The following is a 15,016-nucleotide window of genomic DNA, read 5'->3' on the forward strand; positions in this document are numbered from 1 at the left end:
TTAATTTTCCGAACGCTATAGGTTGTCGGTAAAAACGTATTCATCCGTCTGCCGCTTGTCAAAAGGAAGCCTGGTCCGGGCGCGGCCGGTTCGATTCGGGTTCGTCAGCCCTGGGCGGGAACGCTCTTCTGGGTCAAGGGTCTTCGGGGTCGGCGTGGAAAACATACCCGATGGACCGCAGACTTTTAAAATGGGCCGGTTTCTTAGGGTTTTTTTCAAAGTATTTTCTGAATCGGACGATGAAATTGTCCACGGTACGGGTTGTCGTACCGTGCGTGTACCCCCAGCCGATTTCCAGGAGTTTTTTTCGGGAGAGCGGTTTCCCCTCATTCATCACGAACAACTTCAGCAGTTTGGCCTCCTGCTCGGTCAGATGGATCTCCCCCTTGCGGTTGTGAGCCGTCAGTGTGTTGAAATCGATGCGGTTGCTGCCGAAAACATGAACGCTTTCCACCTGATTGAGGAGCGTGTTTCCCGTTCCATTTTCTTCATACCAGGAAAGACGGGTCAAAAGCCGCTCCACCCGCAGCAGAAATTCCTCAAGGCTGAAGGGTTTGGTCAGATAGTCGTCCACGCCGTACGACAGGCCTTTGACTTTGTAATCGGTTGCCGCCTTGGCGGAAAGAATGAGGATGGGAAGCCGTTCATCTTCCAGGCGTATGCTTCGGAGTACGGAGAGGCCGTCGATCCCCGGGAGCATGATGTCGAGCACGATGAGGTCGGGTTGCCAGTGTTTCCAGGCTTTAAGGCCTGCGTTGCCGTTCTCGGCGGTCATCACGTCGTAGCCCTGCAGGGAAAGATTGAGCCTGAGCCCTTCCGCGATATGATGGTCGTCTTCGACGATCAGTATGCGTTTTTTTGTATTATCCGTCATGCTGCATATTTCAGCGGCAGAATCAGGGAAAAGGTCGAGCCTTTGCCCAAACCCTGGCTGGATACCCGTATTTTGCCCTTGTGAATTTTGGCAATCTGCTCAACCAGAAAGAGCCCCAGACCGCTGCCCTTCGCAGACATATCGTCGGCACGGCCGATCTGGTAAAATTTTCTGAATATTTTTCGTCTTTCCTTTTTTTCGATGCCGATGCCGTTGTCCTTGAAGTTAATATACAGCTTTTTACCCTGCGCTTCAAAAGAAATTTGGACCTCGGGTTTATCGGATTGATTGTATTTGACGGCATTGGTGAGGATGTTCATCAGAAACATGTCGAACAGCGGTGCATTGATGGAGTAGTGATAGGGCCCGCCGGAAGGGTTGAACACGGTGACACGGTAATCCTGGAAATGGTGGGCGTTTTTAGTCAGGAAACGCTTGACGACATCGACCAGGTTATGGGGTTCGAGTTCGCCGCTGAAGCTCTTGCTCTCGATCTGAGCCAGGTTGAGGATGCGGTTGATGTTATCGGACAGCCGGCCGGCATCGTTCAGCATATACCGGATGTATTTTATCTGGTCCTCACGGGACAGCTCGTGCTTGATGAAGGTTTCCAGGTACAGCTTCAAGGCGGTGACCGGGGTTTTCAGTTCATGGGTGAAGTTGTTGATGAAGTTATGTTGGAGCCGGTACAGCTGCAGGGTCTTCAAGTTGTAGACGAAAATGATGAAGATGCCCATGAAGATGATGCCCACCAGGAGGGAAAGGACGAGGATCACCACCCAGGTCTGGGATGCGAGAACCTGCCCCGCGTCCAGGTTGAATCGCTCTACGATCGCTCTAAGGCCCGAGCTGGCTTCGATGTACCAGTAGATGTAGAGGAATAACGAGGTCCCCAGCGCCAGGATGGAAAACACCAGGATTAATATGGGGTGAAACAGCCACCTGCTGCGATTCATGGGTTTTTCCTGCAATAAATTTTCAAAGACTGCGTTTGATACATCGCCCGCAAAGGTCAAACATGCGCAGGCCTTCCGATTGTTTTCAGTGAATCCACCTTCGAAAATGTATATATGATTGTAAAAGTTTTGTAAATTCAAAACGTTCCCTGTACATTTTTCTATTGGTTTGGCTAATAATTTACCTGGTAGGAAACAAAATCAACGTGACCCTCATCAGGAGTGATTACGCCATGGCAAAAGAGAAAAATGTTCTGCTCGTTTATCCCGAAGTGCCTAAAAACACCTATTGGAGCTTTCAATACGCCCTGCAGTTCACCGGAAAGAAGAGTGCCATGCCCCCCCTTGGGCTGATTACCATTGCGGCCTATTTTCCCGCTCACTACCGGCTCAAGCTGGTGGATCTCAACATCGAACCCCTGAAAGAGGCCGATATCCTGTGGGCCGATCAGGTGTATGTTTCGGCCATGATTGTCCAGAAGGCTTCCTTCGCCAGGGTCGTGGAGACGTGTAACCGCCTGAATACAACGGTGGTGGCGGGCGGTCCCTACCCCACCTCCAGCCACGAAGAGATCGAAGGCGTGGATTGCTTCGTGCTGGGGGAGGTGGAAAACTGTCTGCCCGATATCATCGCCGCCCTGGAAACGGGTAGGGCGAAACGGGTTTATCCGCCGGCGGGCAGGCCCTCCATGAAAACGGCAAAGGTGCCCAGATTCGATCTGCTGAAGCTGAAGGCCTATGCTTCCATGGCCATTCAATACTCCCGCGGCTGCCCTTTCAAGTGTGAATTCTGTGACATTTGGAAAGTTTACGGTAACCGTCCGCGCCTTAAGTCACCCTCGGGTGTTCTATCCGAACTGGACACGCTGTACGCATCGGGCTGGCGCGGCCCCGTGTTCATCGTGGACGACAATTTCATCGGCAACCGCAAAAAGGTTCGCGATGAACTGCTGCCGGCGCTTTTTACGTGGCAGCGTTCACACGGATTTGCCTTCCGCTTTTTCACCGAAGCGAGCATCAACATGGCCACTGACCCCGAACTGTTGGAGGCCATGCGGGCCGCCGGGTTCGATGAGGTGTTCATAGGCATCGAAACCCCTTCGCGGGAAGGTCTGGCCGAAACCGGCAAAAAGCAGAACCTGAAGACGGATATGGCCGAGGCCGTGGAGACCATCCAGCGTCACGGCATGGAAGTCATGGCCGGTTTCATCGTCGGTTTCGACAGCGACACGGACGACATCTTCGACCGGCAGATCGAATTCATCCAGAAAACGGGCATCCCCCAGGCCATGGTTGGACTGCTGACCGCCCTCCCAGGGACGGAGCTCCATCGGCGGCTCTTGTCGCAGGGACGGCTGCTGAATGCCGCCGACGGCAACAACACCCACTGTCATGCCATCAATTTCATCCCCCGCATGGATGAAAAAAAATTGAAAAACGGGTACCGGCGGATTCTGTCTACCATATACGACAAGCGCCTGAAAAATTATTTTGAGCGCTGCAGCCGCCTCTTGGACAGAATCGGGGACACACCGCAGTTCGCCAGGAAGATCCGCTTCGACGAGATCAGGGGGTTGGCCGCGTCGCTTCCGCGCCAGCTGGTGTCGCCCTACGGCTTACAGTACCTCAAGTTTCTGGCGAGGAGCCTTGTCCGCAACCGTGTGGTTCTCAGCGAGGCGGTCAGGCTCGGCGTGATCGGTCACCACTTCCACACCATTACCAGCGAGATGATCGAGGCGGAGAAAGTGGCTTCCTACCTGGATGAAACCTATGCCCACCTGTGCGCCCGTTTGGAAACCTACTCCTCCTTGGCCAGGGGAAGCTACCAGGAAAAGCGCCGGGAAATCGTGCAGCTTCTGAGACATAAAAAGCGGGTGTTGAACCGTATCCGGCAGAGGATCGACAGCCTCCACGTGGACTTCCGCCGGGATCTGGTCCGCAGATACAGGGACCTTTCGGAGCGGCTGCAGAGGCTCAGCGAACCGCTCGAGGCCGCCGTGGTTTTTACAGACTGATCGAAAAATCTTCAATCACAACGGGGTTCATCAACTGGAAAGGCTTACCCTATGCAACTCCGGGGTTCATTTCTCTCCTCCATTGACTCCCCCGTGGAAAAGCGTATAATTCCATAACGGCTGTCATCTGTGAACACCCCCATCGTTTGCAAATGCCCGGGCAACCTTAGATTGGATGGCAATGGCTCAAATAAGGAAAGACAGCCGTTATTATGATCAACATCGAGAACTTACAAAAGAGTTTCGGCGGCCAGGTCCTCTTCGACGGCCTGGCCTTCAAGCTGAATGCCAGGGAACGGGTCGGGCTGGTGGGACGCAACGGTCACGGCAAGACGACCCTTTTCCGCATCATCACCGGCGAAGAGACCTACGACGGCGGTTCGCTGACGATTCCTAAAAATTATCGTATCGGCATCGTCCGTCAGCAGCTCGATTTTTCCGCAGATACCGTCCTGAAGGAAGGCATGACGGGCCTTCCCGAGGCCGAAAGGGATCACCACTGGAAAGTCGAGAAGGTCCTGGCGGGGCTCGGTTTTTCCCAGGACGACATGCAACGCCGCCCGCACGAGTTTTCCGGCGGCTTTCAGGTGCGGTTGAACCTGGCCAAGGTCCTGGTTGCCGAGCCCGATCTCCTGCTCCTGGACGAACCCACCAATTACCTGGACATCACCTCGATCCGCTGGGTGGAGCGTTTTCTGATACGCTGGCCCCACGAGTTGATCCTGATTACCCACGACCGTGGTTTCATGGACAAAGTGGTCACCCACACCGTGGGCATCCATCGGCAAAAGGCAAGGAAAATCACCGGTGACACCCACAAATATTATTCCCAGATAGCCCAGGACGAGGAGATTTACGAAAAGACCCGTCTCAACGACGAGCGTCGCCAGAAGGAGATCCAGCAGTTCATCTCACGCTTCAGGGCCAAGGCGCGTCTCGCCAATCTGGTGCAGTCGCGCATCAAGACCTTGGAAAAGCTGGAGAAGAAAGAAAAACTGGCCAAAATCAACACGCTGGATTTTTCTTTCCGCAGCGAACCCTTCAGGGGCAAGCACATGCTTGCGGCGACGAACGTGTCCTTTGCCTACGACGGGGGCGTTCCCCTTATCAGCGGTTTCAATCTGTCGGTCAATGCGGGGGACCGCATTTGCGTTATAGGCAAAAACGGTAAGGGTAAAACCACGCTTCTGAAATTGCTGGCAGGAAGCCTGCAACCCCGGGCCGGTGAGATTCAATACAACCCGTCCGTAGCAAGGGGATTTTTCGAGCAGACCAACATCCAGACCCTCGATGATCGCCGCACGGTGGAGGAGGAGATTCTTTACGCGCACGAGGGGGTCGACCGGCAGGCCGCCCGCAACATCTGCGGTGCCATGCTGTTCGAAGGCGATGCGGCCCTGAAGAAAATCAGCGTTCTTTCCGGGGGGGAGAAAAGCCGGGTGCTCCTGGGGAAGATTCTGGTAACACCGCTGAATCTTCTTTTGCTGGACGAACCCACCAACCACCTGGACATGGATTCCTGCGATGCCCTGCTGGCGGCCATAGACAGCTTCGAGGGCGCCGTCATCATGGTGACCCACAGCGAAATGTTCCTGAACGCCCTGGCCGAGCGCCTGGTTGTTTTCCAGGATGACGGCATCACCCTGTTCGAGGGCGGCTACAATTATTTTTTGAGCAAAGGCGGGTGGGAGGGGGAGCGCCCGGAAAAGAAGCCGTCTGCGCAGGTTCCGGAAAAAGAAGAACCTGGGGATAAATTAAACAAAAAAGAGGCCCGTAAAAAGCGCTCCCAGCTGGTTGCCGAACGGGGCAGGGCGCTGAAGCCCATCAAGCAGAAGATCCGGCGTGCGGAAGACGCCATCGAGAAGCAGGAAAAGCGGCTTCAGTCTTCCAATCAGGAGATGGTGTCCGCAGCGGGCAACGGCGACGGCGAAAAGATTGCGGAGATCTCCAAGGAGATTCACGCCTGCAATGCCGCCATCGAAAGGCATTTTTCCGAACTGGAAGCGCTGCACGAAAAGAAAGATGAACTGGAGTCTAGGTATGCCGAGTTGCTGGCGGAATGACAGCAAAAGGCAGCGCAATTATAGCGGTTGTCATATATATGTTCCGACGTTGTAAAAGGTGCCCAATGGGAAACGTAGTTTCGGAACGGTATGTTTTCAAACGCTATAGCGTCTATCTTTTGCTCTTATGGTTGGTTATGTAGCTGAGGGGTCGGGTGGAATAAAGATGATATGGTTGTTCGGTTCGGGCAAACCGGATGAACCGACGACAGGTTTTTTGGAGGTAACATTATGTACGGTATCACCATCCGGTGGTTGACCCTCACGGTGTCGATCATCGTCACCGCTTATTTGGTCGACGGCATTCAGGTAAACGGGTTCTGGTCGGCTTTTTTTGCCGCGGCGGTTTTAGGAATCCTGAATGCCTTTTTTCGCCCCATCATCCTGATATTGACCCTGCCCATCAATTTGTTGACCCTGGGCCTGTTCACCTTTGTCATCAACGCGTTGCTGCTGCTCATGGCTTCGGGAGTGATTTCCGGATTCCATGTGGCAGGCTTCTGGTCGGCTGTTTTCGGCGCCCTGTTGATCGGCCTGGTCAGCTGGCTGATCAACGGCTTCATCAACGGGCAGGGGCACGTGGAGTATATCGACCTGAAGCACAGGGGCGGCAACCGTTGGGAATGAGGCGGGTTTGTTATTTGGGGCATGCGTTTTTCTGAAGAAAGGCATGGCGCCATCGTAACCATGCTGTGTATGCAACCTTGGACTCATCACCCCGCGTGTCGTATTCATATGAAATATTTTAGGCTATGGCGCATCATCCTGTCCATTCTAGTGCTGGCCTATACCTTGCTGCCTTTCGATGTCCTGCCGGACATGGTAGTCGGCTGGGGCTGGCTGGACGACATTGCCATTATCTATCTGCTGTGGCACTATTTCTACAGGGGGGGGCGGGGGCGTTTCGGCACTTCTGACCGCGAAAGCGCAGATTCCGGGCAGTCCGGTGGCGAGGGCATTGCAGGGAAAGAGGGATCGGCCGTACCGAAAACCCCTTACGACATCCTCGACGTCCCCCGGGGGGCCTCCCCCGAAGAGATTCGCTTGGCCTACAAGAAGCTTGCCGGCAAGTACCACCCGGATAAGGTCGCCCACCTGGGAAAGGAGTTCCAGGAGTTGGCCGAAGAGCGCTTCAAAGAGATTCAGGCGGCCTATGAAAAACTCAAAACCGGTTTTGATTAGACCTGACAGTTAGGAATAGACCATGAAGGATTCATCGAGGAAGGACACGCAAGAACAGGCCGCGTTTCGTGAACACTGTCAGCGGTTTTTAAAAATCGGCATCCCCAAACCGCCAGCCTTTCGGCTGCCCCAGTCGGCACTCGAAATCATGACCCGTGAACAGTTGGACTTTCTGGTCGTCTGGCAGAAAAAGGCCTATCAGGCAGGCCTTGTCGGGTGTGATTATCCCGAGGAATACGGCGGCGGGGGGCGCACGGATTGTCAGCGGATCGCCAACGAGGAGATGTCAAAAGCGCCGGCCTATTTTTTCCCCAACATCGTCGGGCTGGGCATGGCCGGACCCGCCATCTACCACCACGGAACCGAGGTGCAGAAAAGAAGGTTCCTTCCCAAGATCCTTTCCGGGGAGGAAATCTGGTGCCAGGGATTCAGCGAACCGGATGCGGGATCGGACCTGGCCAATGTCCAGACCTTCGGGGTGAAAGAGGGCGACAACTGGGTGGTCAACGGCCAAAAGATATGGACCTCCCTGGCCCAGTTCGCCCACTGGATGATTCTGCTGTGCCGGCATGACACGCACGAAAAGTACACCGGGCTGACTTATTTTCTGGCCCCCATGCAGCCGGTGTCTGAAAAAAGCGTGGACGTTCGGCCGCTGATCAAGATGACCGGAGAATCCGGGTTCAACGAAGTGTTTTTAAATGATCACATCGTGCCGGACGCGTACCGGCTGGACGATGTCGGCAAAGGATGGCATGTGGCCATGACGACCCTGCTGCACGAGAGAGGCGCCGGCGGTCTGGTGACCCCCCGCTCGGCTGGATCCGGCGTTGAGCAATCGAAGGTGTCCCAAGACAGTCCTCAAAACCTGATCGGGCTGTCCCGAAAATGCGCATTAAACGGCCGCCGCACCTGCGACGATCCCCTCATTCGCGACCGCATCATGCAACTGATCATCCGCGAAAAGGGATTGGAACAGTGCGCCCGCCGCGCCCGGGTCAAAGGGCTTGTGGACAATGAATTGAGAATACCGCTGCAGGCCAAGGTCGTTTCGAGCGAACTGCTGCAGGATACGGGAGCCCTGGCAATGGATATCGAAGGCGCAGCGGGTTCTTATTACATCGCGGACGAAAATGCTCCGGAAAAGGGAAAGTGGCCGTTGCTGCACATGAACTCCTACGGCATGACCATTGCCGCCGGAACCAGTGAAATCCAACGAAATATTATCGGGGAGCGCATCCTTGGGCTCCCGAAATCGAAATAGGGAGAATTGGTGTGACGGCACAACCGGACAACTTCGGCTTCGGCACCGAGGAGCAGATGCTGAAAACCGAAGCGCGAAAATTTTTCAAGAACAACTGTGACGATTTGAAACTGATGGATCTCGTGGCCCAGGACCCCGACCCGCACCGACAACCGGCATGCCACTGGGACCGGAAAGCCTGGAAGCAGATGGGCGAACTGGGATGGACCTCCCTGGCGGTGCCGGAAAGGGCCGGGGGAATCGGAATGCAGGCTGTCGGCGTGGCCGGTCTGGTGGAAGAAGCCGGCCGGGCGGCATTCCCATCCCCCCTTTTGACAAGCGTCAACGCGATCTATGTCCTTTCCTGCTGCCGATCGCCGGAGGCCGATGACATCCTGCGCAGCATCGCCGGCGGGAAAAGCGCCAGCCTGGGGATCATGGATCCAAACGGTTCCTGGAAAGGAACGACTGCCGGCTTTAAGGCAAGCGTGTCCGGAACCACGCTTCTAGATGGAACCAGCTGGTTTGTTCAGGATGCCCAAAAGGTCGATTTTTTCGTGGTCAAAGCCGCATTCGAAGAAGGGGCCGGACTCATCGCCGTTCCCAGAGAGGCCCAGGGTCTCGAGGTGGTGGCCGATTCCATCGTCGACCTGACCCGCGATCAGGCCCACATCGTGTTCCGAGGTGTGGAAATAGAACCGGAGTGGATCGTGGCCATGCCCGGAAAAGCGGATGCCGTCATCGAAATGGCGGAGCCGTTTATTTTCACCATGATTGCCGCAGATATGTGCGGCGCCGGGGAGTGGCAGCTCAAAACCTGCGCTGAATACGCCAAAAGCCGGGTCCAGTTCGGCCGTCCCATCGGTTTTTTCCAGGCCGTCAAACACCCCATCGTCAACATGATGATCATGATCGATGAAGCCCGGTCGCTGATGTACAACGCCGCCTGCGGGGCCGACCATGAACCGGAGCAATTTGCCGGCTACGCGCACATGGCCAAATCCTCGGCCGGCGACATGGCCCAATACTGTTCGGATCGTTGTATTCAACTGCACGGCGGTATGGGCTTTACCTGGGAAGCGACCGCGCATCTGTATTTCAAACGCCAGCTGCACAACAAGGCCCTGTTCGGAGACGGCCGGTACCACCGCGCGCAACTGGCCGACATGATGATGGGCCGCATGTAAAAATCCCTAAATTCTAATTCGCCAAATTCTGAACAAATACCAAATTCAAATGTTCAAATACTAAAACGGCATACGGTGTACGGTATGCGGCGAGCCCCCTGTTAGCCCCTTACAAGTTCAATGAAAAAAAATAAAACCAATCACGAAAGCACGAAAGCGGAAACGCACGAAAATTTTCAAGGTCTTTTTCCTGTTTTTGTACTTTCTTGTTTTCTTAATAAATGATCTTTATCTTTTCCGGTTTATCCATGTCCTATTTTTTCTTGACAGCGGCGCCGTAACTGTCCATAAATTATATTTAATTATATTTATAATCAATTTTTCAAACGACAGGGCAGACGATGAGCACAACACAGCGTGCAAAAAATAGAAAACCGATGAAACGCGGCTCCATCGACACCATTTTCACACAGATAAAAACCATGATGTACAATCAGGAGCTCGCTCCCGGCCAGAAACTGATCTATCAGGATCTGGCGCATCGGCTGAATGTCAGTACCACCCCCATCCTGCAGGCCTTGCACCGACTGGAGAGCGCCAAACTGGTCCGCTATGAACAAAACAAGGGTTTTTTCGTTGGAGAGATTACCGAAACCGAGGCGCGCGAGCTCTATCAGGCCAGAGAAGCCCTGGAAATTTACCTGATTCCCATCCTTATGGAGAAACTGACCAAAAAACGCGTCCAGGAAATCAGGAACTCCTTTCGGATACACAAAAACAGCACCGCCCCCAACGACCGGCGCAAACTCATGCTGACGGATGCGGAATTTCACCTGACCATCGCCAAGGCTTCCGAACACAAGGTCATTGTCGATCTGCTCAGCACGATTATGGAGCGCATTTACATCAAGTATAAAGCCGAATACCTGGGCGAGGAGCGGATTAAGGGCGTACTCAAACATCACCGCGACATCCTCGAGAGTCTCGAGAAAAAAGACGTTGCAACGGCCATTCGGCGCACCCGAGACCACATCCAGTCGGGTATGAGCCACATGGTCGAAAGCCTTAAAAACAGGCATCTGGAGTCTTTGTAGCGTTATAAAACCGCGCTATAGGACCCCGTCCGCCCGGGCGGGGGATCAATCCCATCATAGCCGCTACAACTGCAGGGCCGAACAGGCCGCTCTCTCCTTATACGGCTCCAGGATTCTCAAAACACAGGGTAAAGCCCTGGACGACAATGCGAAGAAAAGTTATAGTGAAGGCGCTTCGCGGCTTGCCGCAGGGTATCGCTCGGTAGAACCGCGCCATCCAAATCGAAACAATCCGCTCATGATTTCGATTTGGATAGCGACAGGTTCGCAGAAGCTACAGGTGCAATTAATTGAAGGGTGGGGAGTTTTAGCTTTGCCCCCCGTCATTCCCGCGCATTATCCTTTCGTATCTTGAAATCGTGAAAAGATATTGACACCGCCCGGGAAAAGATAATAATTTATATTATCAAATATATTATCAATTATGCAGATCTTTTATTTAGCGGGACACTAGCTACACTTGACCAAGAGGGGTTACGCGTGATTGTGAACTATGAAGAAATGAAAGGCATGCCGTGGTTCGCATCCTATCCTGAAAGAGTCCGCGCGGCTTTGGAAGGCTACACCTTGCCGGTCATTCCGGTCAGACGCCTGCTGGAATCCTCTGCCAGGTACTTTCCGGACCACACGGCCCTAATCTACGAGCCGGACAATTTCTTTGTCAACTACACTGAATTGCTGGACCTGAGCCAGCAATTCGCCTCCGGCCTCCAACACATGCTCGGCGTCGGAAAGGGTGACAAGGTCGCCGTCTATACGCGCAACGCTTTCAAGGACGGGTGGCTCTATACGGGCGACATCGGCACGATGGATGCGGACGGCTTTTTCTACATCACCGGGAGAAAAAAGGAACTGATCAAATACAAGGGGTACAACATCGCTCCCAAGATGTTGGAAGAGATCTTATACCAGCACCCGGCGGCGTAAGCCTGTGCGGCCTTGGGAAAACAGGACCCGGTCGTCGGGGAGATTCCCGTGGCCTTCGTTCAGTTCAAAGAGGGCCTGCAGGCTTCTGCAGCGCTTAGGTGATGGAATGAAAACCAATGACAAAAAAGTAAACTACAAAGGAGGAAAGCATGAACATTGATGATGTCAAAAAGGTCGTTGTTGTCGGCGCGGGAAACATGGGGCACCAAATCGCCACCCTGATCGCCATCAAGGGGTTTACGGTCGTCTGCACCGATGTCAAGGAGGAGGTTCTCAAGAAAGCGGAAGCATTCGTGGATAAATACCTGCCCGGCCGGGTTGAAAAGGGAAAGTTGACGGCCGAACAGGCCGAAGCGGCCCGCAAGAACATTACCTTCACCGGCGATCTCCAGGAAGCGGTCAAGGACGCCGACTTCGTCATCGAAGCCATACTGGAAGTATTGGACCTGAAACGGAAGGTTTTCGCCGACCTGGACAAATGGGCGCCGCCCCACACGATCCTGGCGACCAACAGTTCCTTTATCGTCAGTTCCAGGATCGCCGATGCCACGAACCGGCCGGACAAGGTGTGCAACATGCACTTTTTCAACCCGGCCCTGGTCATGAAGCTGGTGGAGGTGGTCCAGGGACCGCACACCTCCGATGAGACGCGCGAAATAGCCATGGATTTGTGTGAAAAAATCGGCAAGGTTCCCGTGCACCTGAAAAAAGAGGTCGACGGCTTTTTGCTGAACCGCATCTTCAAAGCCATTGCACGGGAAGCCCATTGGATCCTGGAGATGGGCGTCGCCTCTGTTGAAGACATCGACAAGGCCTGTGTGTACGGCGCCGGCCATCCTATGGGGCCTTTCCGACTCAACGACCTGACCGGACTCGACTTGAGCTACACCATCGGTATGGAAGCCTTTCAGGCGACCGGTGACCGCAGCCTCCTGCCGACACCCAGCCTGGTCAAAAAAGTTGCCCAGGGCCACTATGGTGAGAAAACCGGCAAGGGCTGGTACGACTATACCAAAAAGTAACGCATGGAAACGGCTGATGGACTCAAGGCAAAAATTGCCCGGACCATCAGCCGTTTTGCCGTGCCCTACATGAACATGAAAAACGTTTGAAGGATCTTATTCTATAGCCATGAAAATCATTACAGCAAAGCAGGCGGGAGAACTCTTCCCGTCAAATTGGACAATTGCCATGGATGGGTTTCTGGGGGCCGGCTCGGCCGACGTCGTAGCCGCCGCGGCAGAAGAGCGTTTTTTAGAGACCGGCGAACCCGGGATTTGACCATGCTCTTCTGTGCGGCCACCGGGGACCGGGATTGCCGCGGGCTCAACCGGTTCGGGCACCCAGGCATGATCAAGAAAGCCATTGGCTCCCACTTTGGTCCGGTTCCAAAGATTCGCGAAACGATCGACAACAACCAGATCAAGGCCCACAACCTGCCCAGGGCGTGATATCCCACCTGTAGGGCCATTGCCGGCGGGCGGACGGGTCCACATGCACAAGTGTGCCCGACGGCGCGACGCGATCAAGGCGGAGAAGCTGGGCGTGGACATGGTGACCATCGTCGGCACCGAATGCGGCGGCCATCCGAGCCCGGAAGGCGTCACCAGCATGGTGCTGCTGCCGAAGACGGTGGATTCCGTCTCCATTCCGGTCGTTACCGGCGGAGGTTTTTCCGACGGTCGTGCCCTGATGGTGGCGCTGGCGATGGGCGCCGAAGGGATCGTGATCGGAACGGGCCTCATGGCTACCACCGAATGCCCGATCCACGAGGATTTCAAAAAGACCTTGATCAGTGCCGAAGAGACGTCTACCTGCCTGGTGTTGAATTCGGTCAAGGCGCCGGTGCGAGCCTTCACCAACAAAACCGCTCAGGAAGTGCTGGAAAAGGAGAATGCCTGTCTGCCTCTGGAGGAGATCCTTTCCAAAATGAAGGGCGAACGCGGACTGCAGGCATACAAGGACGGGGATACGGAAGGTGCTGTCTGGGCCTGCGGTCAGGTCGCCGGGCTTGTCAACGAAATCAGGCCCGTGGCCGAATATTTTCAGGCCATCATGGAACAGGCGGAGTCCATTCGCAAGCGCTGGGCTGTTTCGGTTTCCCCTGGGAAGTGATTGTTCCTCAATTGGTTCAAATTTTAATAGCCGTTTCTGTTTGGGACCATTAGGGCTGTTTCGAATAACGGGACCTTGCCTGTGAACACAATACGTATCGGAAATATTTATGACAACCGGTATAAGGAGAGAAGACAATGAACGAAGTCGTGATCGTTAGTGCGGTAAGAACCCCCATCGGGTCATATCTGGGAAGCCTTTCGGATCTGCCGGCCTACAAGCTGGGTGCTTTGGTTTTGAATGCGGCCGCCGAGAAAGCCGCCGTGGATCCCGCAACCGTGGATGATGTTATCATGGGGCAGTCCTATCAAAACGGGGAGTCGGTGAACATCGCCCGTATGGCCCTGCTGGCGGCCGATTGGCCGGTGGAAACCACCGGCATCACCCTGGACCGGCGGTGCTGCTCGGGTCTGGACGCCATCTGTTTCGGCGCCATGAAAATCCTCAGCGGGTATGCGGACATCGTCGTGGCCGGCGGTGTCGAAAGCATGAGCCGGGCAGAGCTGTATATTCCCGGAGAGTATGTCAAAAAGGGCCTGGGCGGCAGAGTCGACCCCAAGTTCGGCTTCATGCCCAGGGGCCACGGTGCGCTTCCCATGTGGGGGCTGCCTTTGTTTGACCGCATTCAGCGAGCCCGCGTCATGTCGCAACCCATCGAACGGTTTGGCGAGCTGAACTCCATGATGTCGTGGGCTGAAATCGCCGCCGAAAAGGAGGGCATTACCCGCGAGGCGGCCGACCAGTGGGCCCTGCGGAGTCAGCAAAAGGCCTGCGAGGCCATCGCTTCCGGCAAGTTCAAAGATGAGATCGTCCCGGTTACCGTTGCGTTAAAGAAGGGAAAGACCGCGATTGTAGACACGGACGAGCCCCCCCGCAAGGACAGCAGTTTGGAAAAGCTGGGCAAGCTGCCCACGGTTTATCCGAAAGGCGTCTGCACCGCGGGCAACTCCTCGACGGAAAATGACGGGGCCGGGGCCGTGGTCCTCATGAGTGCCGAACGGGCTGCCAAGGCCGGCGTGACGCCCCTGGCCACCCTGAAATCGTTCGGCGTCGCCGGCGCCGATCCCACCCTGACGTACCCGGCCGTACCGGCGTCTGTGAACAAGGCCCTGGAAAAGGCCGCCCTGACCATCGAAGCGATCGACCTCATCGAAATCCAGGAAGCTTTTTCCGTCCAGCTGTTGGCCGACGCCAAGCTCATGGGCGTGCCGGCGGAGGACATGGAGCGCAAAGTCAACGTCAACGGGTCGGGCATATCCCTGGGCCATCCCATTGGCGCAACCGGCGTCATGCGCATGGTAACGCTGCTGCACGAGATGAAGCGGCGCGAGGCGGCCTACGGGCTGGAGACGATATGCGGCGGCGGCGGCCAAGGCATTGCCGCTATCGTAGGCAGAGGGTAGCGGCGGGAACATTTCAA

The 15,016-nt window shown here is 55.1% G+C and carries 13 protein-coding genes and 3 pseudogenes; 14 read left to right on the forward strand and 2 right to left on the reverse strand.

Features of this window, described 5'->3' with window-relative positions:
• Positions 1–133 precede the first annotated feature (133 nt).
• The gene (locus LJE94_04115; protein ID MCG6909295.1) at positions 134–874 is read right to left on the reverse strand and encodes a response regulator transcription factor; all 741 of its coding nucleotides are present in this window, start codon (positions 872–874) and stop codon (positions 134–136) included.
• Complete coding sequence (locus LJE94_04120; protein MCG6909296.1) at positions 871–1,830, reverse strand: HAMP domain-containing histidine kinase; 960 nt, start codon at positions 1,828–1,830, stop codon at positions 871–873. The genes LJE94_04115 and LJE94_04120 overlap by 4 nt, the downstream gene beginning before the upstream one ends.
• A 233-nt stretch (positions 1,831–2,063) precedes the next feature.
• Here LJE94_04120 and LJE94_04125 point away from each other — a divergent pair, with 233 nt between their 5' ends.
• From LJE94_04125 to LJE94_04190, 14 genes and pseudogenes are all read left to right on the forward strand, one after another.
• Positions 2,064–3,845: a B12-binding domain-containing radical SAM protein gene (locus LJE94_04125; protein ID MCG6909297.1), complete on the forward strand. Its 1,782-nt coding sequence runs from the start codon at positions 2,064–2,066 to the stop codon at positions 3,843–3,845.
• A gap of 212 nt (positions 3,846–4,057) precedes the next feature.
• Positions 4,058–5,908 (forward strand): ABC-F family ATP-binding cassette domain-containing protein, encoded by a 1,851-nt coding sequence (locus tag LJE94_04130; protein MCG6909298.1) that lies wholly within the window; start codon positions 4,058–4,060, stop codon positions 5,906–5,908.
• 231 nt (positions 5,909–6,139) lie between these two features.
• Positions 6,140–6,535, forward strand: a complete 396-nt coding sequence (locus LJE94_04135; protein MCG6909299.1) for a phage holin family protein — start codon at positions 6,140–6,142, stop codon at positions 6,533–6,535.
• A 108-nt stretch (positions 6,536–6,643) separates the two neighbouring features.
• Positions 6,644–6,769, forward strand: a pseudogene (locus LJE94_04140) (DUF1232 domain-containing protein).
• A gap of 96 nt (positions 6,770–6,865) precedes the next feature.
• A pseudogene (locus LJE94_04145) lies at positions 6,866–7,063 on the forward strand (DnaJ domain-containing protein).
• 49 nt (positions 7,064–7,112) lie between these two features.
• Positions 7,113–8,354: an acyl-CoA dehydrogenase family protein gene (locus tag LJE94_04150; protein ID MCG6909300.1), complete on the forward strand. Its 1,242-nt coding sequence runs from the start codon at positions 7,113–7,115 to the stop codon at positions 8,352–8,354.
• Between the two features lie 11 nt (positions 8,355–8,365).
• Positions 8,366–9,520 (forward strand): acyl-CoA/acyl-ACP dehydrogenase, encoded by a 1,155-nt coding sequence (locus tag LJE94_04155; protein MCG6909301.1) that lies wholly within the window; start codon positions 8,366–8,368, stop codon positions 9,518–9,520.
• Positions 9,521–9,861: 341 nt separating this feature from the next.
• Positions 9,862–10,554: a GntR family transcriptional regulator gene (locus tag LJE94_04160; protein MCG6909302.1), complete on the forward strand. Its 693-nt coding sequence runs from the start codon at positions 9,862–9,864 to the stop codon at positions 10,552–10,554.
• Between the two features lie 510 nt (positions 10,555–11,064).
• Positions 11,065–11,475 (forward strand): annotated as a pseudogene (locus LJE94_04165) (AMP-binding protein).
• Positions 11,476–11,630: 155 nt separating this feature from the next.
• Positions 11,631–12,503: a 3-hydroxyacyl-CoA dehydrogenase family protein gene (locus LJE94_04170; GenBank protein ID MCG6909303.1), complete on the forward strand. Its 873-nt coding sequence runs from the start codon at positions 11,631–11,633 to the stop codon at positions 12,501–12,503.
• 109 nt (positions 12,504–12,612) lie between these two features.
• Positions 12,613–12,762 (forward strand): hypothetical protein, encoded by a 150-nt coding sequence (locus LJE94_04175; GenBank protein ID MCG6909304.1) that lies wholly within the window; start codon positions 12,613–12,615, stop codon positions 12,760–12,762.
• A 2-nt stretch (positions 12,763–12,764) separates the two neighbouring features.
• Positions 12,765–12,932 carry a hypothetical protein gene (locus LJE94_04180; GenBank protein MCG6909305.1) on the forward strand — a complete coding sequence of 56 codons (168 nt, stop codon included), beginning with the start codon at positions 12,765–12,767 and terminating at the stop codon, positions 12,930–12,932.
• A gap of 43 nt (positions 12,933–12,975) precedes the next feature.
• Positions 12,976–13,596 (forward strand): nitronate monooxygenase, encoded by a 621-nt coding sequence (locus tag LJE94_04185; protein MCG6909306.1) that lies wholly within the window; start codon positions 12,976–12,978, stop codon positions 13,594–13,596.
• A 137-nt stretch (positions 13,597–13,733) separates the two neighbouring features.
• Positions 13,734–14,999, forward strand: a complete 1,266-nt coding sequence (locus tag LJE94_04190) for a thiolase family protein (protein ID MCG6909307.1) — start codon at positions 13,734–13,736, stop codon at positions 14,997–14,999.
• The last annotated feature ends 17 nt before the right edge of the window (positions 15,000–15,016 follow it).

Source organism: Deltaproteobacteria bacterium (assembly GCA_022340465.1).
Classification (GTDB): domain Bacteria; phylum Desulfobacterota; class Desulfobacteria; order Desulfobacterales; family B30-G6; genus JAJDNW01.

What these genes read in the sequence shown, in the direction of transcription:
- LJE94_04185 (MCG6909306.1), top strand. Translation starts at nt 12,976, where the DNA reads ATGCACAAGTGTGCCCGACGGCGCGACGCGATCAAGGCGGAGAAGCTG.
- LJE94_04150 (MCG6909300.1), top strand. Translation starts at nt 7,113, where the DNA reads ATGAAGGATTCATCGAGGAAGGACACGCAAGAACAGGCCGCGTTTCGT.
- LJE94_04135 (MCG6909299.1), top strand. Translation starts at nt 6,140, where the DNA reads ATGTACGGTATCACCATCCGGTGGTTGACCCTCACGGTGTCGATCATC.
- LJE94_04180 (MCG6909305.1), top strand. Translation starts at nt 12,765, where the DNA reads ATGCTCTTCTGTGCGGCCACCGGGGACCGGGATTGCCGCGGGCTCAAC.
- LJE94_04120 (MCG6909296.1), bottom strand. Translation starts at nt 1,830, where the DNA reads ATGAATCGCAGCAGGTGGCTGTTTCACCCCATATTAATCCTGGTGTTT.
- LJE94_04125 (MCG6909297.1), top strand. Translation starts at nt 2,064, where the DNA reads ATGGCAAAAGAGAAAAATGTTCTGCTCGTTTATCCCGAAGTGCCTAAA.
- LJE94_04175 (MCG6909304.1), top strand. Translation starts at nt 12,613, where the DNA reads ATGAAAATCATTACAGCAAAGCAGGCGGGAGAACTCTTCCCGTCAAAT.
- LJE94_04160 (MCG6909302.1), top strand. Translation starts at nt 9,862, where the DNA reads ATGAGCACAACACAGCGTGCAAAAAATAGAAAACCGATGAAACGCGGC.
- LJE94_04115 (MCG6909295.1), bottom strand. Translation starts at nt 874, where the DNA reads ATGACGGATAATACAAAAAAACGCATACTGATCGTCGAAGACGACCAT.
- LJE94_04190 (MCG6909307.1), top strand. Translation starts at nt 13,734, where the DNA reads ATGAACGAAGTCGTGATCGTTAGTGCGGTAAGAACCCCCATCGGGTCA.
- LJE94_04170 (MCG6909303.1), top strand. Translation starts at nt 11,631, where the DNA reads ATGAACATTGATGATGTCAAAAAGGTCGTTGTTGTCGGCGCGGGAAAC.
- LJE94_04130 (MCG6909298.1), top strand. Translation starts at nt 4,058, where the DNA reads ATGATCAACATCGAGAACTTACAAAAGAGTTTCGGCGGCCAGGTCCTC.